This is a genomic window from Pseudomonas sp. MF5691 (assembly GCF_016405645.1).
Lineage (GTDB): Bacteria > Pseudomonadota > Gammaproteobacteria > Pseudomonadales > Pseudomonadaceae > Aquipseudomonas > Aquipseudomonas shahriarae.
On record NZ_JAEKDC010000010.1, the window covers coordinates 169318 to 187666 of the forward strand.

Genomic DNA, 18349 nt, shown 5'->3' on the forward strand with positions numbered 1-18349 from the left:
AAATCCCTACTTTGTTGAGGTACCGACGGGTTGTTGCAACTGCGTCTTCCAGCGTTCGATATTGCGCTGCAACGCGGCTTCCGTCAGACCGGACGCGGCCAATTCTGTCATCTTTTTCGCGAGCTGTCCGCGCAACCACGGATCATTGCAGGCAGAGTTGTGGGAAATCGCCAGGAACAGCCCCGGCTGATCAATCGGCAGCTCACGGGCCAGCAAGTCTTTGCTCATCCCCAGGGTCTGGGCCATGGCCATGCCGGAGTAACGTCCCGCCAGCACGTAGTCCACTTCACCCAGCAACAGTTTCTGCAAGGCCGGGGTCAGGGTTGGCACGCGTTCCAGGGTCAGGTGCTCGCTGGCAAAGGTTTCAAACTCAGGGGACAGGCGCGCCCGCTCCGAGACCGCACCTTTGTGGCCATGCAAATCGGCCGCGCTGGCGTAGACCAGGGGCGAGTCGACGCGGGTCCACACCCGGTAATCGGCCTGCATCAGCGCCGGGTGGATGTAGTCCAGGGTCTCCAGTTCGCTGACGTTCAGCGGCGCGTCGAGCAGCATGTCCATGCGCCCGCTGCGCACTTCTTCAAGGGCCAGGGAACGCTTGCCGCCGTACAGCAGGTCGATTTTCAGCCCCAGTTCCTTGGCCACTTGTTGCAACACATCGGCATTCGCGCCGATCAGGTGGGTGGGGGCTTGGGGGTCACGCCACAGGTAGGGCGGCGCATCCGGGCTGCCGGTCACCACTAGGCGCTCGCATTTGCCAGCCGCGATAGACACGGTCGGCAGCAGTGACAGGCCCAGCAGTACAGTCCAGCGACGCAGTTCCATGGCGTGTTTCCCGATCAAGAGTGGCGTGCAAAAAAAAACCCGGTCATAAGACCGGGCTCTTTATAAGTGAAGCGGCTGGTTTAGACCAGCTTCTCCAACTCAGGTACGGCTTCGAACAAGTCCGCAACCAGGCCGTAATCCGCCACCTGGAAGATCGGTGCTTCTTCGTCCTTGTTGATCGCAACGATCACCTTGGAGTCTTTCATACCGGCCAAGTGCTGGATCGCGCCGGAGATACCGACCGCGATGTACAGCTGTGGCGCAACGATCTTGCCGGTCTGGCCGACCTGCATGTCGTTGGGTACGAAACCTGCGTCAACAGCCGCGCGGGAAGCGCCGACCGCAGCGCCCAGCTTGTCGGCCAGGGCGTACAGGTGTTTGAAGTTGTCACCGTTCTGCATGCCACGCCCGCCGGAAACGACGATCTTGGCAGCGGTCAGCTCAGGACGATCGGACTTGGCCAGCTCTTCGCCAACAAAGCTGGAAGTACCAGCGTCGTGCGCGGCAGCCACCGCTTCAACGGCAGCCGAACCACCTTCAGCGGCAACCGGGTCGAAACCGGTGGCACGGACGGTGATCACTTTGACCGCAGCAGTGGACTGTACGGTGGCAATGGCGTTACCGGCGTAGATCGGGCGCTTGAAGGTGTCGGCGCTTTCGACCGAAACGATCTCGGAGATCTGGTCAACGTCCAGTTGCGCAGCAACGCGCGGCAGGATGTTTTTGCCGTTGGAAGTGGCGGCAGCCAGGATGTGGCTGTAGCCAGCGCCCAGCTCTGCAACCAGAGGGGCAACGTTTTCCGGCAACTGGTGAGCGTAGGCAGCGTTGTCGGCGGCCAGTACTTTGCTCACACCCGCGATTTTCGCGGCGGCTTCAGCCACGGCACCCACATTCTGGCCAGCGACCAGCACGTGGATATCACCACCGATTTTCGCAGCGGCAGCCACGGTGTTCAGGGTGGCCGGGGCCAGCACCTTGTTATCGTGTTCGGCGATTACGAGGATAGTCATGATCAGATCACCTTCGCTTCGTTTTTCAGTTTCTCGACCAGTTCAGCCACCGACTTGACCTTGATACCCGCGCTGCGTGCAGCTGGCGCTTCGACTTTGACGGTCTTGTTGGTGGAGGCGGTGGAAACGCCCAAAGCATCCGGAGTCAGCACTTCAAGCGGCTTCTTCTTGGCTTTCATGATGTTTGGCAGGGACGCATAACGCGGCTCGTTCAAACGCAGGTCGGTGGTGACGATGGCCGGCAGTTTCAGGGAAACGGTCTGCGCGCCGCCGTCGATTTCGCGGGTCACGGCAACGCTGTCGCCACTGACTTCGACTTTCGAGGCAAAGGTACCCTGGCCGTAACCGGTCAGTGCAGCCAGCATCTGGCCAGTCTGGTTGTTGTCGCTGTCGATGGCCTGTTTGCCGAGGATCACCAGTTGCGGCTGTTCCTTGTCGACAACGGCTTTCAACAGCTTGGCCACGGCCAGCGAGGTCAGCTCTTCAGCGGATTCGACGAGAACCGCGCGATCGGCACCCAGGGCCAGGGCGGTACGCAGCTGCTCTTGAGCAGTGGTCGGACCGATGGAAACGACGACGATTTCAGTCACGACACCTTTTTCTTTCAGGCGTACGGCTTCTTCCACGGCGATTTCGCAGAAGGGGTTCATCGACATTTTGACGTTAGCCAGATCGACGCCGGAATTGTCCGCCTTGACGCGAACTTTCACGTTGTAATCGACAACGCGTTTGACAGCTACAAGAACCTTCATGGATTCCTCGTTACTCTCCGGTGAAAAGGAAGCCGCCCGGATAAACCTGGCGGTAGATGCTCAACGGCGCACAAGGGCACCTCTAAAAACGCAGGCCTTCATGACAGGTAACGTTACACGTACTCAATAATAAAGACCGTTCGTCAGGGGTGACTGACAAGTCATTCATCGTTGCAACGTGTAAACTGCGCGCCAGCATTACGTGCGCGTCAACCTGCATGAGCAGTGCCTAGTCTTTGGACGTGGCCTTGAAACCGGCAGTCCGCCTACGAGAAGCGCAAAACCGACCGTATATTGACCGGAACACCTTTTCCGGTCAATACAGCAAAATGGTCAGATATAAGCCGCGTTGCTTTGATTTACCTAGCTCGCGGGCAATTCAAACAAACGTTTGTATTGGACGCTGAGAGTGGTGTAGATATAATGCGCCACCTAGAGAGAAAGGTGGGTCGTCCCCTGCCCTTTTGTAAGAAATTGGCGCAGAAGACGACAGATAAAACACCGAACCTCCACCCATTAGAAAAAAAACTGTTGAGCCTTGAGTAGGAGATAGCCTGTGGAACGCGAATACATGGAATTCGACGTGGTCATCGTCGGCGCAGGGCCGTCGGGCCTGTCTGCCGCCTGCCGACTGAAGCAGAAGGCCGCCGAAGCCGGTAAGGAAATCAGCGTCTGCGTGGTCGAAAAAGGCTCGGAAGTCGGCGCACATATCCTGTCCGGCGCCGTGTTTGAACCACGCGCCCTGAACGAGTTGTTCCCGGACTGGAAAGAACTGGGCGCTCCACTCAACACCCCGGTGGTGCGCGACGACATCTATGTACTGCGCAGCAGCGACACCTCCACCAAGGTGCCTGACTTCTTTGTGCCCAAGACCATGCACAACGAAGGCAACTACATCATCTCCCTGGGTAACCTGTGCCGCTGGCTGGCCCAGCAGGCCGAGAACCTGGGCGTGGAAATCTACCCAGGTTTCGCGGCCCAGGAAGTACTGTTCGACGAAAACGGCGTTGTGCGCGGGATCATCACCGGCGACCTCGGCGTCGACCGTGAAGGTCATCCCAAAGAAGGCCTGTACACCCCAGGCATGGAACTGCGCGGCAAGTACACGCTGTTCGCCGAAGGCTGCCGTGGGCACCTGGGCAAGCAACTGATCCAGCGCTTCAACCTGGACAGCGATGCCGACGTACAGCACTACGGCATCGGCCTCAAGGAAATCTGGGAAATCGACCCGGCCAAGCACCAACCAGGCCTGGTGGTCCACACCGCCGGCTGGCCGCTGGACATCATGCGCAACGAGAACACCGGTGGTTCGTTCCTCTATCACCTGGAAAACAACCAGGTGGTCGTAGGCCTGATCGTCGACCTGTCCTACAGCAACACCTTCCTGTCGCCGTTCGATGAGTTCCAGCGCCTCAAGCATCACCCGGTGCTGGCCCAGTACCTGGAAGGCGGCAAGCGCATCAGCTACGGCGCCCGCGCCCTGGCCAAGGGCGGCATCAACTCGCTGCCGAAGATGGTATTCAAGGGCGGCGCCCTGATCGGTTGCGACCTGGGCACCATGAACGTGGCCAAGATCAAGGGCAGCCACACCGCCATGAAGTCCGGCATGCTCGCCGCAGACGCCGTGGCTGACCGTCTGTTCGCCGAATCCGAAGGCGGTGATGAACTGACGGCCTACGTCGACAGCTTCAAAGCCAGCTGGCTCTATGAGGAACTGTTCGCCACCCGTAACTTCGGCCCGGCGATGCACAAGTTCGGCCCGATCATCGGTGCCGGCTTCAACTGGTTCGACCAGAACATCCTCGGCGGCAAAATGCCGTTCACCCTGCATGACACCAAGCCGGACTACGCCTGCCTCAAGCTGGCCAAGGACAGCCAGAAGATCGACTACCCCAAACCCGACGGCAAGCTGAGCTTCGACAAGCTGAGCTCGGTGTTCCTCTCCAGCACCAACCATGAAGAAGAACAGCCGTGCCACTTGAAACTCAAGGACCCGAGCATCCCGATCGGCACCAACCTGCCGCTCTACGATGAACCGGCGCAACGCTACTGCCCGGCTGGCGTGTACGAAGTGATCACCCAGGAAGACGGCGAGAAGCGCTTCCAGATCAACGCCCAGAACTGTGTGCACTGCAAGACCTGTGACATCAAGGACCCTTCGCAGAACATCACCTGGGTGACGCCGGAAGGCGCGGGTGGGCCGACTTACCCGAATATGTAAGCCAACTGAGGCTCCCAAATGGGAGCCTTTTTTATGGGCGACTCGAGTCAATGTGGGCTTGCCTGCTCGTTCCCCCGCTCCGCGTGGGAACGATCATCTATGCCGCTCGCTCTTCACCCGGGTTGCGCAGGAAATAGCGCTTATATTCCCGACTGAACTGCGACGTACTCTGATACCCCACGTTATGCGCCGCCTGCGCCACACCCATGCCTTCTGCCAGTAACAACTGCTGGGCCTTGAGCAGGCGCAAGCGCTTGAGGTACTGCACCGGCGACAACAGGGTGCAGCGCTTGAAATGCTCATGAAACGTCGACGCACTCATATGCGCATAACCGGCCAGGGTCTCGATGTTCAGCGGTTCGGCGTAATGGGCATGCAGGTGATTCAATGAGGTGGCAATCCGCGAGAACTGCCCCTGCTGTTCCACCAGCGCCCGCAGCACATCGGCCTGTGGCCCGCGCAAGGCGGTGAACAGTAATTCCCGCACCCTCGCCGGTCCCATGATCCGGGCTTCCAGTGGATCGTGCAGGCACTGCAACAGCCGCTCGACGCAACCGCGCATCGCGTCATCGAGCACCACCGAGCTCATCGACTCCAAAGTCTGCGCCGCCGGCGGCGGGCCGGCCTGCATACCCATAGCCATCACTAATTCGCCCAGCACCACCCGATCAATGCCTACGGTCACGCCATACAGCGGGGCATCGGCGGCCATGGCAAACGTCTCGCATTCGAACGGCACCGGCATCGCCTGGATCAGGTAATGCCCGGCGCCATATTCCAGGGTGCGCGGGCCCAGGTAGGCGAGTTTGCTGCCCTGGGCCACGAACATCAGACTCGGTTCGTAGATCTGCGGCCCGCGCGCCACGTCGCAACTGGCGCGCAGCACCTGCACGCCCGCCAAGTGGGTCGGGGAGAAACCGTCGCAGGGCGTAAGCCCCTCAATCAAGGAAACCAGCGTGGCGTTGGCATCAAGATGGCGGGTCAACAACATGGCAAAAAACTTCGCGAAAAAGGGATAGGAACATCATCGCAGGTCTGGCGGCCAATGAATCCAATCCACGGGCACTCCCGGACGAATAGGCATGAGACTCGGAGCATTTGCCATGTTCGCCCACAGGGTCGACGCGCAGAATTCGCCACCTCTCCCGTCCACGCTTTTGCGAGGTTTGCACCATGTACACTGCCATCGGTTATGCCGCCCAGTCGGCCACCACTCCCCTCGCCCCCATGTCCTTCGAGCGCCGTAGCCCACGCGCCGATGACGTGGCGATCGAAATCCTGTACTGCGGCGTCTGCCACTCCGACATCCACCAAGCGCGCAACGAATGGGGCATCGCCGTGTACCCATTGATGCCGGGCCACGAGATTGTCGGCAAGGTCACTGCCGTCGGCGCCAGCGTCACCGCCCATAAGGTTGGCGACCTGGTCGGCGTGGGCTGCATGGTGGATTCGTGCCGCCATTGCGAAGCGTGCAAATCGGACCTGGAGCAATACTGCCTCGACGGCCCGACCATGACCTACGCCACCCCGGACCGGGTAGACGGCAGCAACACCATGGGCGGCTACTCCGACAGCATCGTGGTCAGCGAGCACTTCGTGGTGAAGATCCCGGCCAAGCTCGACCTGGCCAGCGCCGCGCCGATCCTCTGCGCGGGCATCACCACTTACTCGCCACTCAAGCACTACGGGGTCAAGGCCGGCGACAAGGTGGGGGTTCTCGGCATGGGCGGCCTGGGCCATATGGGCATCAAGTTCGCCAAGGCCATGGGCGCCGAAGTGACGCTGTTCACCCGCTCGGCGAACAAGGCAGAAGAAGGCCGACGCCAGGGTGCCGATCATGTGATCGTGTCCACCGATGCCGAGCAGATGAAAGCCGCCGCCGGCAGCTTCGACTTCCTGCTGGACACCATTCCGGTGCAGCACGATCTGAACCCCTACCTCGATGTTCTGCGCTTTGACGGCGTGCATATCCTGGTAGGTTTGATCGAACCGGTCGACCCGCCGGTCAATGCCGCCAAGCTGGTATTGGGCCGTAAAGTCCTGGCCGGCTCGCTGATCGGCGGCATTGCCGAAACCCAGGAAGTCCTGGATTTCTGCGCCGAGCACGGCATTACCTGCGACATCGAAATGCTCGATATCCGCCAGATCAACGAAGCCTATGCGCGCATGATTGCGGGCGACGTGAAGTACCGCTTCGTGATCGACATGGCCACCTTGAAGGCCTGATCAGGCCTTCGCGCCCAACTCCGCAGACAGCCGCGCTGCGACCTGCTTGACCAGGGGGATCAGCTCGGCCATTTTTTCCAGCGGCATGTAGGGCACCGTACTGGCGATGCTGATGCCGGCGACAATCCGCCGGCTGGCATCGCGCACCGGTGCGGCGACGCAGCGGATCGACGGCTCGTTGTCTTCCAGGTCGAATGCATAGCCACCCGCCACGTATTCACGCATACGCTGCTCAAACTGCTCCCAGGATTGCTCCGGGTGCTGCGGCCAGTGCAGGTTTTTCCCGCCTACCGGCAAGCTGACCTGATACAGGCGCTGCCACTCCTCTTGCGAGTCATCGAGCAACAAGGCCTTGCCGATCCCGGTACGTGCCAGGGGCATGCGGTGACCGACCCGAGAACGCATTTCCGGACCATTGCGCCCGGGGTTCTTGTGCAGGTACAGCACATCGTCGAACTCGCGGATCGCCAGGTGGATGGTGTCGCCGGTCAGCGCCGACAGCTCGTCCAGATAGGGTATCGCCAGTGTCACCAGCGGCAGCTCTTCCCGCGCCTGGAAGCCCAGTTCGATCAGCTTCGGCCCCAACAGGTAACCGACTTGCGGCACCACTCGCAGGTAGCGCTCATCCACCAGGCAACTGGCCAGGCGGTGGGTGGTGCTGCGGGTGGTGCCGATGCGCCGGGCGATTTCCTTGAGGTCACGCGCGCCGGCCGCCACCGCCTGCACCACGCCCAGGCCGCGCAGCAGGGTCTGGGTGCCCGTGGGCGCGGGGTCTTTGGCGGGAATGGGTGGGTTTTCCTGCATGTAGGGCCTATCTAGAAATGCGAAAGCGGCGGCCATTATGGCAAATGCCAGGCCCCAAGACAGGGCCGATCTCAGCCCTGGGCAAAGTCGCGCAATGCGTCGCCTTCCATGCGGTACCGCACCCATTCTTCCTGGGGTTGGGCACCGATGGACTTATAGAAGGCAATGGCCGGCTCGTTCCAGTCCAGCACGCTCCATTCAAAGCGCCCACAACCATTGTCATAGGCGATCTTGGCCAGGTGGCGCAGCAACTTCTTGCCCGCCCCACCGCCGCGCTGCTCCGGGTTGATATACAGGTCTTCCAGGTACAGGCAGTTGCTGCCCAGCCAGGTGGAATAGCTAAAGAAAAACACCGCAAAACCAATCGGCAAGCCATCACGCAGGCAGATCAGGCCATGGGCAGTAGCGCCTTCGCTGAACAGGCTGCGCTCGATGTCCACCACGCTGGCGATCACTTCGTGGCGGGCTTTTTCGTACTCGGCCAGTTCAGTGATGAAGGTCAGGATCTGCGCAGCATCGCTGGGCACGGCGGGACGAATCTCGATGGTCATGAACAGGCCTGCGGCTAAAAAAGAAAGGACACATACTAAGGCCCTTTGATGACCGCTTGCAGGGTTTTATGCAGGTGATTACTCCGTCCTGTAGCAATGTTGGCACCGGTAACCACAGAACAAACCGGGCGGTAGCGCATGGTAAAAAGTCCGCCATAAATCCAACAGACGCCCAGGTTCGCCCATGCACCCCACTGCTCCGGTTGGCGGAAAGCTCTTCGCCTTGTTGTGCCTTGCCAGCTACCTGCTGTCACTGTCGTACGGTTCGACGTTTTTGTTATCGCTGCTGATTGATTCCAGAGGCGGCAACGAGCATGACGCCGGCAGCGTGATCTCCATGGCGATGCTCAGTACGTTTATCGCGGTGATTGTGTCCGGGCACCTGGCCGACGCCCTGGATGCCGCACGCGCGATTGCCTGCCTGGGGAGCCTGCTGGTGGCCGCCTGCCTGGGTTTTGCCCTGACGCCGGGTTTTGGCCAGGGCCTGATGCTGTTCGGCCTGGCCCTCGGGCTGGGCTGGGGCGTGTTCTATACCCTGGGCCCGATCATCGTGGCGATGCTGGTGCAGCCCAGCCAAAGAGCCAAATATTTCGCCTGGCTGTCGGGCAGCATGATGACCGGCATCGGTTCGGGCCCCTTGTTGGGACGGGCGGCCAGCGCCCTGGGCCTGCCCCTGGAAACCGCGTTTTATATCGCGGCCCTCGCAAGCCTCGTGGGCGTGCTGATCTTCTGGCGCCTGGGCAGCCATCTCCAGCAACAACCCAACTCGCTGGGCGCCGGCGCCGTCTCGAAAATCTCCTGGGCCAGCACCCGGCGTGTGCTGGGGTCCAAGGCGGTGTTCGCGATCATCATGGTCGGCCTGGGCGGCTGTGTATTTGGCGGGCTGTCGAGTTTCCAGACCAGCTACGCGGCAAGCCATGGGCTGGATTATTCGCTGTTCTTTCTGGGCTTCATGGGGGCGGCAATCACCAGTCGTTTGTTGATTGCCAGCTTTTTGGTCAGGCGCGATGCGTACTGGTCGGCCTGTGTGTTGTCTGGGTTGATGGTGGTGTCGATCCTGCTGTTGAGCTTCGGCGTGCATGACAACTTCAGCTACTTGCTGGCGGCCGTTACCTTGGGGGTCGGTTACGGCCTGACCTATTCGGTGATCAACGGCCTGGCCGCCAATGAAGCGCCGAGCGCCAGCACGTCCCAGGCCTTGCTGCTGTTCAGCCTGTCGTACTTTATAGGGGTCTTCGGCTTCCCGCTGCTGGCCGGCAAGCTGATCGTCGAGCAAGGCGTACCGACCCTACTGGCGAGCGTACTGGGCATCGCCTTGCTCAACTGGCTGATTACGCTGGCGCGCCTGATCTGGCGCCGGGTTGCCAAACACAAAATCTTACAGGTGAGCTGACACCGTTCGTCGTGATCCAGGCACCAACAATAAGGGCGGGCAGACCAACCTAAGGTAAGGACTTTATTCCTATGGAGGCTCCACCATGAATACTTCCAAAGTGACTGCCCTCGCCCTCGCCGGTTTGCTGTCTGCGGTATCTCTAGGCAGCTTCGCCGCGTCCGACCCTTCCACCGGCAAGACCGACCCGATTGGCAGCCCGCCCAACCCTGCCACCCAAGAGAGCAAAGACTCCATGGGCACCGGCCTGGATACCAATGGCGGAGCCATCATCCAGAACGGTGCCGACCCACGCACCCAAGGCAATGACGGCAACCGCCAGGGCCTGGGTACCGATGTGGAGAACGGCAAGATCGGTCCCGGCAAGAACGCCGCCCCGAGCGGCAACGATGACAACCTGCCCGGCGCACCGAAACAACCTTGACCCCTTGACCGACAGACGAACACTACCCCACCACTGACCCTGAAGAGGTATGCATGAACGTCGATAAAAACCTGGAGAAAGAAGTTCTCACCCGCCTGCTGCACGCGCACCCGAACGGTTTGGGTAAGGAGGTGCTGGATAACTACCGGGGCGAAAAAATCGTGGCCAGCACCCTGGCCACTCTTCAGGAGCGTGGACTGATCAAGGAAGGCCACGTGACCTGCAACGAGGCCGGCGAACACGCGCTGCACCTGCCGATCAAACTGACGGCCTCTGGCGTGGACGCCGCCCGCAAGCTGGAAAGCCAGCCGTAGCGGCTGTCGAGCCCTGGCGAGGCTGCGCTTGAGTGCGCAGTGCTCGCCCTTTCGCCAGGCATCACCTACAGCGTTGGGCGTTGCGCAGCCACCAGCAACATCATCGGCCGCTCCAGCTCCTCCGCCAACTCAGGCCGGGCCACAAGGTCCGCGGCACTCGGGCCCCATTCTTCAATATGGCTCAGGCTCAAGCCTGCTTTGATCAACATGTTGAGCAGCGTGCCCAGGGTACGGTGCTGCTTGATCACACCCTTGGCCAGCCAGTCGGTGACCCGTGGCCCTTCCAGTTGATAACTGTCCAGCGGCCAGCTTTTACGCCCTTGCTCATCGACCTGCCAGCCCGGTTGCCGGGGCGCCATGAAGATCGGGTGCTCGATGGAGAAAACCAGCCGTCCTCCCGGCTTCAGGGCTTTATGAATACGGGCAAACAGCCCGGGTAGATCGGCGATGTAGTGAAAGGCCAGCGAGCTGTAGGCCAGGTCATAAGCCGCATCGGGCAGATCAAGCTGCTCGAGGTCGGCAATGCTATAAGTAATGGCCGAGGATGAAGTCATTTCCTTCGCCCGCGCCAACATCTTCTGCGAGACGTCCAGCCCCAGCACCTGTTCGGCGCCCTGTTCCTGGGCCCAGCGGCTGAACCAGCCATAACCACAGCCCAGGTCCACCACCTTCAATCCCTGCATCAGCGGCAACAACGCCTGCAACGCGGGCCATTCCGGCGCACCTGCCAACCCTTGCAGGGAGCGGCCCATTTGACTGTAGCCCGCGAAAAAGGCTGGGGTATCGTAGATATTCTGCGTCACGGCGGTATCAATCCCTGGGTTCCAAGCCTATCGGAAAGAACACCCCGCCACTCCAGATGCCCAGCCAACTCTCGCCGTCGATCAGGCGCGTCACCGCCAGCTCCACCATCTGGTAGAACACGTTGCGATGAACCAGTGCTTCAAGGTTGTTGCGCACCCGCACGTAGGGCGACGGTTCCTGGGTCTGCGGATCAATCACCACCCGCAACGGGTGTTCGGGGCCGGCTTCGATGACGTCTTCGACATTGGAGGTAAACCGCAGGAGTTGGCTTTCGCCCTGCCCCTCGACCTCCATCGACACCGCCACAAATGGCGCGTCATCTACCTTGATCCCGACCTTTTCCACCGGAGTGATCAAAAAGTAATCATCGCCATCGCGGCGGATGATATTGGAGAACAGCTTGACCATCGGTTTACGCCCGATGGGGGTGCCCAGGTAGTACCAGGTGCCGTCGCGGGCGATACGCATGTCGATATCGCCACAGAAATCCGGGTTCCACAGATGAACCGGAGCCGGTCCCTTGCCCTTGGGCAACTGTGCCAACAAATCATTGGCCTTGGCCGAACCCGTCATGCTGTTCTCCTTTGAATTACTGGTCGCTCATGCCCAGCAGGCTGCGGGCGTACTGCCGCAACGGTGGGCCAAGCAAATCTTCGGGTTTATTGTCGTGGAACGTCAGTAAACCGCCACGACTGCGGATCCGTGCAGTATCAATCAAATACTGGGTGCTGGTCTCGATCAACATAATCTGGATCACGCCACTGTCGACACCCAGCCGGTCCAGGGCTTCCTGGTCGGCCCATTCATCTGCATTGCCAATGCGATCATCAGCCTTGGCGAACCGCGTGTACAACAGGTAATGGGCACCTGCTTCACGGGCTTCGGCCATGGCCTGCTCCAAACCTTCCGGGGCGCGGGCGCGGCGGACCATGGGGAAGTATTCGATAAAACCGTTGAAGGCTTCTTCGGCCACCACATTGGGTCGCGGGTAGGCACTGCCCGGCGGCGTGAACGCACCCTGGGCGATAAACACAAAGGAATCGGGCTGAATGCGAACCGAGTTGGAACGACGTGTGTCGCTGTGGTCCAGCAAACCGGCATCGCTCATCTGATAGCGAGTGCCTTCGGCCATATCGCTGACTGTCATGCAGCCACCCAGCGCAAACGACGCCAGCAACAAAACCAGACTACGCATCCTATCCTCCAGAGGCCGGTGACGGAAAACCGGCGAATGGGCACGAGATGCAGATTTTGCGCCAGCTTGCCTGGCTAGCCGCCAATGATCTTCATCACCGTCACCCCGCCCGAAAACGCCACTTCCTGCTTATCGCCCAAGGCCTTGACCAGCAAGCCCTGTAACGCCGGCAAGGCCTGATGACGCGGCTTGTCCAACAAGTCGCCGACATAGTGGCGGTTGCTCGAAGACAGACAGCCGTGCAGCCAACCTGTGGAAGACAGACGCAGGCGTGAACAGGTTCGGCAAAACGGCACGCTTTCATTGGCGATCACGCCGAAGTAGCCCTGGCCGGGAATTTCATAGCGCACGGCCGTGGCATCCACCGGGGCGTCGGCCTGCAGGTATTCGTGATGTTCGCCAATCAGGCTCAACAGTTGTTGCAGGCTGACAAATTGCTGCAGGAAGGCGTTGGAGTCGCTGGCCAGGTGGCCCATGCGCATCAACTCGATAAAACGCAGTTCATAACCGCGCGCCAGGCAATATTCCAGCAGCGGCATCACCTGGTCGAGGTTCTGCCCGCGCAGCGGCACCATATTGACCTTGATCTTGATCCCCGCCGCACGTGCCTGGTCCATGCCATCGAGCACCGTGGCCAGGTCGCCGCCCCGGGCAATCCCGCGAAAGGCATCGGCATCCAGGGTGTCAAGGGACACATTGATACGACGAATGCCGGCATCCACCAGCAGTGGCAACTTGCGCGCCAGTAACTGGCCATTGGTGGTCAGGCTGATATCACTCAAGCCCATCTGCCCGACGGCCTGCATAAAGGTTTCGAGCTTGGGGCTGACCAGTGGCTCGCCACCGGTGATCCGCAGGCGATCAATGCCCGCTGCCTCGATCAGGTAGGCCACGCCACGCGCCATGGCCTCGGCCGAGAGTTCGTCCTGCGCAGCCACCAGCCGCTTGCCGTTGGGCACGCAGTAGGTACAGGCGTAATTGCAGGCTGAGGTCAGGCTGATCCGCAAATTGCGAAAACGCCTGCCTTGACGATCAACGATCATGGATCACTCCGGCAGAGGATAATTCGGGCGCGCTAAAACCTGACTCATAAATCAGATTTTAGCAAGGTCCTTGCCTGAGTATATTCCTGGGTTATCACATACGGCAGTAAATCAGCCGGCCATTGCCCGGATGAATGCCTTAGGTGGCAGGCGTCTCGGGGTTAGGCTGGTCGCTGCTGTGCTTGCGCTTGTTGCCCATGCGCACGCCGATGTCCATCAGGAATTGGAAGAAGCCTTCCTGATCTTCCAGCACATTGCTCCAGAATGGCGAGTGGTACAGCGCCACGGCGCCATGCACCAACGCCCACGCGGCGCAGTAATGGAAATAAGGCGGCACATCTTCCAGCTTGCCTTCGCTGATCCGACCTTTGATCAGCAGGGTCAGGCGTTCGAAGTTCGAGGCACGGATCTTGTGCAGTTCCTCGACCATTTCCGGCACCTGGTGGCCCTTGACCACTTTTTCTTCCAGGCGGTCAAACAGGCGGTAACGCTGCGGGTCACGCATGCGGAACTCAAAGTACGCCCGGGACAGGGCTTCCTTGTCCTTGTCGACATCGGCCGAATGCAGCAACTCGTTCAAATCGCGCTCGTAGTCGAGCATCAGGCGCAAGTAAATCTCGGCCTTGGACTTGAAGTGCTTATAGATCGTGCCTTTGCCGATACCCACGGCATCCGCAATCATCTCGACGGTGACGCTGTCTTCACCCTGTTCGAGGAACAATTTGAGCGCGGTGTCGAGAATTTCCTGCTCACGGCGGCGAAACTCACGGACCTTACGGGGTTCTTTGTGCATAGAAAGAGGTCTGCAGAGGTCAGTATTGGAAGGGATGAGCGTGCCGATGACGGAACGTTTTACCCGGTGCGAGGGATTATCCCGACTGCACGGTCGTTGGGCAACGTCTATATGAACAACCCATACACTAAACTTACAGCACGCCAACGAATCAGGCGCTATCGGTCAGAAATAAAGCATAGATTCGCACGATGTACTGCCGCCCCATGAGAACTCAAGCGAAGCGGATGTATTCCAAATCTGTTTAAAAAACGACCAGAAGCGGCTGGACTGCACGGGATACTGATCAATACTTCATCTGTCGGTGTGACATCTCCCCCAAGTGACACACCGATATGGGTACCAACGGACCGCGTATCCTTGTTTACTCCTAATGGTCTTAGCCCGGATTCACCCCCCAGAACCCGGGTTTTTTTTGCCTGGGATTCAGCGAACGTGGGCCAGCGGGAACAGACGCTTGAAGTTGGCGGTGGTCTGCTCGGCAAAACGCTCCACCGACTCGCCGCGCAGCATTGCCAGGTAATCCGCCACATCCCGCACATATTCCGGCAGGTTGGGTTTGCCGCGATGGGGGATCGGCGCCAGGTAGGGTGAGTCGGTCTCGACCAGCAAGCGATCGGCCGGCACTTGGCGCGCCACGTCCCGCAGGGCCTCGGCGTTGCGGAAGGTGACGATGCCCGACAAGGAAATATAGAACCCCAGGTCGAGGGCCGCCTTGGCCATCTCCCAGTCCTCGGTAAAACAGTGCAACACACCCGCCTGGGGTAGCGCCGCTTCACGCAGCAAGGCCAGGGTGTCGGCGCGGGCGCCGCGGGTATGCACGATCACCGGCTTGCCGGTCTGCTGCGCCGCTTGCAGGTGCAGGCGGAACGAGGCTTGCTGCAACTCGGCGGCTTCCGGCTCGTAGTGGTAGTCCAGGCCGGTCTCGCCAATAGCCACCACCCGCGGGTGATTGAGTTCGTCCAGCAGCCACTCAAGGGCCGGGGCTTCACCGGGCTTGAGGTCCAGGGGGTGGATGCCCACCGAGCAATCCACATCGGCATAGCGTTCGGCCAGGGCCTTGACGTCGGCGGCGTTCTCGGCGCTGACGCCAATGCACAGGAAGTGCCCGACGCCACGCTGACGCGCAGCGTCGAGGGCAGCGTCCAGGGAGCCGTTGTGGGCGGCGAGGTCGAGGCGATCAAGGTGGCAATGGGAATCTACGAGCATAAGAAGTTACAACTTGCGTCACAGGAAGTGTCTGGCCGACGAAACATCCGTCGGCCCCGAAAATATCAACGTCGACCGAGCAGCCCGACCCACTGCACCAGCAAGGCCTCAAGCAGCAGCACCCGGTTCAGGTTGGCCTTACCCAGCACCTTCTGGCGTTGGGCGAGGATCCAGTCCTGGATGTTCAATACCTTGTCCTGGGCACTTTTCTGCGCCAGGTATTGCACCACCTTGCGCATGTCCATCAAGCCCAGGCCGTTTTCGTCCTGGGTCAATTGGTATCGCAGGATCAGGCTGGACCAGTCGCAGAACCAGTCAAACAGCAGCAACAGCGGCACGTCTTTCCAGCCTTCGGCCAACTGCGTGGCAGACTGCTCCTGCTTGAGCAGCTTCTTCACCCCGTCGACCACCAGCGCACGCTGCTCGCGTACGCACTGGGCCTGCAGGCTGACCGCTGCCAAGGGCGAGCCGGCTGCCAGGGTCAGCAATTCGACCCGCTCCTGCTCAGTGCATTCGGGCAAGGCCTGGCCCAACCACTGCAAGCTCATGGCCTCGCTTGGCAGTGGGCAGGCCTGTTGCACGCAGCGACTGCGAATGGTCGGCAGCAGACGGCTGGACTGGTGACTCACCAGCAACAACACCGTATCACCAGAAGGCTCCTCAAGGCTCTTGAGCAAGGCGTTGGCGGCGTTGATATTCATCGACTCCACCGGCTCGATCAATACCACCTTGCGCCCGCCCATCTGCGCGGTCTGCACCACGAAGCTCACCAGGTCGCGCACCTGGTCGACCTTGATCGCCTTGTCCGCCTCCTCCGGTTCCAGCACGTAGTTGTCCGGATGGCTGCCGGCCTTGAGCAGCAGGCACGACTTACAGTGCCCGCAGGCCTCCAGCCCTGCCGGCTGCTGGCAGAGCAGGCGGGCCATCAAGCGCTCGGCCAGGGCGCGCTTGCCGATGCCTACCGGCCCATGGAGCAGATAGGCATGGGCGTGCTGGGCACGCCCGGCCAATTGCTGCCAGAGGCTGTCCTGCCACGGATAGGCTTCAGCCACGGTACAGCTCCAACAGTTTGGGGAGCAGCTCATCGATGGCCCGCTGCACCTGTTCCAGGGGCTGAGCGGCATCCAGCAGGCAGTAGCGCGACGGCGCGGCTTCGGCACGCTTGAGATAGGCCGCACGCACCGCCTCGAAAAAGGCTCGGCCTTCCAGCTCGAAACGATCCAGGCGCCCACGGGCGCTGGCCCGGGCCAGGCCGATGTCTACCGGCAGGTCGAAGACCAGGGTCAAGTGCGGGCGCAGGTCGCCTTGGACGAAGGTCTCCAGGGTCGCAATGCGCTCCAGGGACAGGCCGCGGCCAGCGCCCTGATAGGCGTAGGTGGAATCGGTGAAGCGGTCGCAGATCACCACCGCGCCCCGGGCCAGCGCCGGGCGAATCACTTCGGCCAAGTGCTGGGCACGGGCGGCAAACACCAGCAACAGCTCGGTGTCCGGGTGCATGACCTCGTCGCCAGTGGCCAGCAACACCTCACGGATCTTCTCGGCCAGGGGCGTGCCGCCAGGCTCGCGGGTCAGCAGCACCTCGATACCTTCAGCCCGCAAGCGCTCGGCCAGGTATTCACGGTTGGTACTCTTGCCAGCGCCTTCCGGGCCTTCCAGGGTAATAAACAAGCCAGTCACAGGCAGTCCTTAGTCAGAGTCATTGCGGGCTTTGCGCGGGCGCAGCGTCAGGCGCGGCAGGCTCAACGGTGGTCGGCGCGGGTGCCGGGCTGGAGCGGTAATCGGCGCGGCGCTTGAGTTGGTACTCGCGCACCGCCGCGTTATGGGCGTCCAGGCTATCGGAAAAAATATGGCTGCCATCGCCCCGGGCCACGAAATACAGGCTGCTGCCCGGTACCGGATTCAACGCGGCATGAATCGCCTCGCGGCCAACCATGGCAATCGGCGTCGGCGGCAGGCCGCTGATCATGTAGGTGTTATAGGGTGTGGCTTCTTTCAGGTGCGCGCGCGTCAACTTGCCGTTGTAGCGCTCGCCCATGCCGTAGATCACCGTGGGATCGGTTTGCAGCAGCATGCCAATCTTCAGGCGCCGCACAAACACCCCGGCAATCTGCCCACGCTCTTCAGGCACGCCGGTTTCCTTCTCGACCAGAGACGCCATGATCAGCGCCTGGTAGGGGTCGGTATAGGGCGCATCCGGGGCACGTCGCTGCCATTCCTGGGCCAGTACGTCGTCCAGGCGGTTATAGGCTTTCTTCAGGAATTCGACATCGGTCATGCCGCGCACGAAACGGTAGGTATCGGGGAAGAACCGCCCTTCGGGGAACACGTCGGGATGGCCGATTTTTTCCATCACCTCAGTGTCACTCAAGCCCGACAGGGTCTGCTCGATCTTTTCATGCTTGGCCAAGGCACTGCGTACCTGGCGGAAGTTCCAGCCCTCCACCAGGGTCAGGCTGTACTGCACCACTTCGCCACGCTGCCACAGGCCAATCAGGCCCTGGGCCGTCAGGCCTGGCGTCATGCGGTATTCGCCACTGTGCAGCGGTTGGCCGTCAAGGTTAAAGCGCCAGTAGAGACGCAGCCAAAAGGCATCCTCCAGCACACCGTCACTTTCCAGACGATTGAAAGTGCCCGTAGGGGTCGCGCCAGCAGCTACATCCAGCAATTGCTCCTGGGGCAGATTCAGCGGTTGCTTCAAGGCCGAGTTCAGCTTCCAGGCGGAAAAGCCCAATAGCAAACCCGCCAGGACCAGACCGATCTCCAGCAGCAATACAATTTTACGTCTCAA

At 60.7% G+C, this 18349-nt stretch carries 20 protein-coding genes; 5 read left to right on the forward strand and 15 right to left on the reverse strand.

Annotated features, from left to right (window positions below; genetic code table 11):
• Positions 1–6: 6 nt before the first annotated feature.
• From JFT44_RS16410 to JFT44_RS16420, 3 genes are all read right to left on the reverse strand, one after another.
• A complete protein-coding gene (locus JFT44_RS16410) occupies positions 7–822 on the reverse strand; it encodes an ABC transporter substrate-binding protein (protein WP_057439586.1) in 816 nt (271 codons plus the stop codon).
• Between the two features lie 80 nt (positions 823–902).
• Entirely contained in the window at positions 903–1832 is a 930-nt protein-coding gene (locus JFT44_RS16415; RefSeq protein ID WP_057960381.1) for an electron transfer flavoprotein subunit alpha/FixB family protein, read from the reverse strand.
• A 2-nt stretch (positions 1833–1834) separates the two neighbouring features.
• Entirely contained in the window at positions 1835–2584 is a 750-nt protein-coding gene (locus JFT44_RS16420) for an electron transfer flavoprotein subunit beta/FixA family protein (protein ID WP_057960382.1), read from the reverse strand.
• Positions 2585–3140: 556 nt separating this feature from the next.
• Here JFT44_RS16420 and JFT44_RS16425 point away from each other — a divergent pair.
• Complete coding sequence (locus tag JFT44_RS16425; RefSeq protein ID WP_115128743.1) at positions 3141–4805, forward strand: electron transfer flavoprotein-ubiquinone oxidoreductase; 1665 nt, start codon at positions 3141–3143, stop codon at positions 4803–4805.
• A 97-nt stretch (positions 4806–4902) separates the two neighbouring features.
• On the opposite strand, the gene JFT44_RS16430 is transcribed toward JFT44_RS16425, so the two are convergent.
• Positions 4903–5796, reverse strand: coding sequence for an AraC family transcriptional regulator (locus tag JFT44_RS16430; protein ID WP_057439589.1), 894 nt, complete (start codon positions 5794–5796; stop codon positions 4903–4905).
• Between the two features lie 182 nt (positions 5797–5978).
• Here JFT44_RS16430 and JFT44_RS16435 point away from each other — a divergent pair, with 182 nt between their 5' ends.
• The gene (locus tag JFT44_RS16435; protein WP_198830918.1) at positions 5979–7031 is read left to right on the forward strand and encodes an NAD(P)-dependent alcohol dehydrogenase; all 1053 of its coding nucleotides are present in this window, start codon (positions 5979–5981) and stop codon (positions 7029–7031) included.
• Here JFT44_RS16435 and JFT44_RS16440 read toward each other — a convergent pair whose 3' ends face one another.
• Entirely contained in the window at positions 7032–7835 is an 804-nt protein-coding gene (locus JFT44_RS16440) for an IclR family transcriptional regulator (RefSeq protein WP_057960385.1), read from the reverse strand. It lies immediately after the preceding gene.
• Positions 7836–7906: 71 nt separating this feature from the next.
• Positions 7907–8386 carry a GNAT family N-acetyltransferase gene (locus JFT44_RS16445; RefSeq protein ID WP_057439591.1) on the reverse strand — a complete coding sequence of 160 codons (480 nt, stop codon included), beginning with the start codon at positions 8384–8386 and terminating at the stop codon, positions 7907–7909.
• A 184-nt stretch (positions 8387–8570) separates the two neighbouring features.
• Here JFT44_RS16445 and JFT44_RS16450 point away from each other — a divergent pair, with 184 nt between their 5' ends.
• The 3 genes from JFT44_RS16450 to JFT44_RS16460 all read left to right on the forward strand — a co-directional run bounded on the left by JFT44_RS16450 (position 8571) and on the right by JFT44_RS16460 (position 10517).
• Positions 8571–9779 (forward strand): MFS transporter, encoded by a 1209-nt coding sequence (locus JFT44_RS16450; protein ID WP_198830919.1) that lies wholly within the window; start codon positions 8571–8573, stop codon positions 9777–9779.
• A gap of 85 nt (positions 9780–9864) precedes the next feature.
• Positions 9865–10203 (forward strand): hypothetical protein, encoded by a 339-nt coding sequence (locus JFT44_RS16455; protein ID WP_057439593.1) that lies wholly within the window; start codon positions 9865–9867, stop codon positions 10201–10203.
• Positions 10204–10256: 53 nt separating this feature from the next.
• Positions 10257–10517: a hypothetical protein gene (locus JFT44_RS16460; protein WP_057960387.1), complete on the forward strand. Its 261-nt coding sequence runs from the start codon at positions 10257–10259 to the stop codon at positions 10515–10517.
• A gap of 65 nt (positions 10518–10582) precedes the next feature.
• On the opposite strand, the gene JFT44_RS16465 is transcribed toward JFT44_RS16460, so the two are convergent.
• The 9 genes from JFT44_RS16465 to mltG all read right to left on the reverse strand — a co-directional run bounded on the left by JFT44_RS16465 (position 10583) and on the right by mltG (position 18349).
• On the reverse strand, positions 10583–11320 hold the full coding sequence (locus JFT44_RS16465) for a bifunctional 2-polyprenyl-6-hydroxyphenol methylase/3-demethylubiquinol 3-O-methyltransferase UbiG (protein WP_198830920.1): 738 nt from the start codon (positions 11318–11320) through the stop codon (positions 10583–10585).
• A 7-nt stretch (positions 11321–11327) separates the two neighbouring features.
• Positions 11328–11894, reverse strand: coding sequence for a DUF1285 domain-containing protein (locus JFT44_RS16470; RefSeq protein ID WP_057439594.1), 567 nt, complete (start codon positions 11892–11894; stop codon positions 11328–11330).
• Between the two features lie 16 nt (positions 11895–11910).
• Positions 11911–12516, reverse strand: coding sequence for a DUF4823 domain-containing protein (locus JFT44_RS16475; protein ID WP_057439595.1), 606 nt, complete (start codon positions 12514–12516; stop codon positions 11911–11913).
• Positions 12517–12590: 74 nt separating this feature from the next.
• Complete coding sequence (locus JFT44_RS16480) at positions 12591–13559, reverse strand: GTP 3',8-cyclase MoaA (protein ID WP_198830921.1); 969 nt, start codon at positions 13557–13559, stop codon at positions 12591–12593.
• 139 nt (positions 13560–13698) lie between these two features.
• Positions 13699–14352 (reverse strand): TetR/AcrR family transcriptional regulator, encoded by a 654-nt coding sequence (locus tag JFT44_RS16485; RefSeq protein WP_057439597.1) that lies wholly within the window; start codon positions 14350–14352, stop codon positions 13699–13701.
• A gap of 426 nt (positions 14353–14778) precedes the next feature.
• Positions 14779–15561 (reverse strand): TatD family hydrolase, encoded by a 783-nt coding sequence (locus tag JFT44_RS16490; RefSeq protein WP_120733904.1) that lies wholly within the window; start codon positions 15559–15561, stop codon positions 14779–14781.
• A 65-nt stretch (positions 15562–15626) separates the two neighbouring features.
• On the reverse strand, positions 15627–16613 hold the full coding sequence (locus JFT44_RS16495) for a DNA polymerase III subunit delta' (protein WP_198830922.1): 987 nt from the start codon (positions 16611–16613) through the stop codon (positions 15627–15629).
• A complete protein-coding gene (gene tmk / locus JFT44_RS16500; RefSeq protein ID WP_057960391.1) occupies positions 16606–17238 on the reverse strand; it encodes a dTMP kinase in 633 nt (210 codons plus the stop codon). Before tmk ends, JFT44_RS16495 begins: the two co-directional genes overlap by 8 nt.
• Before the next feature lie 19 nt (positions 17239–17257).
• Positions 17258–18349 (reverse strand): endolytic transglycosylase MltG, encoded by a 1092-nt coding sequence (mltG, locus tag JFT44_RS16505; protein ID WP_057960418.1) that lies wholly within the window; start codon positions 18347–18349, stop codon positions 17258–17260.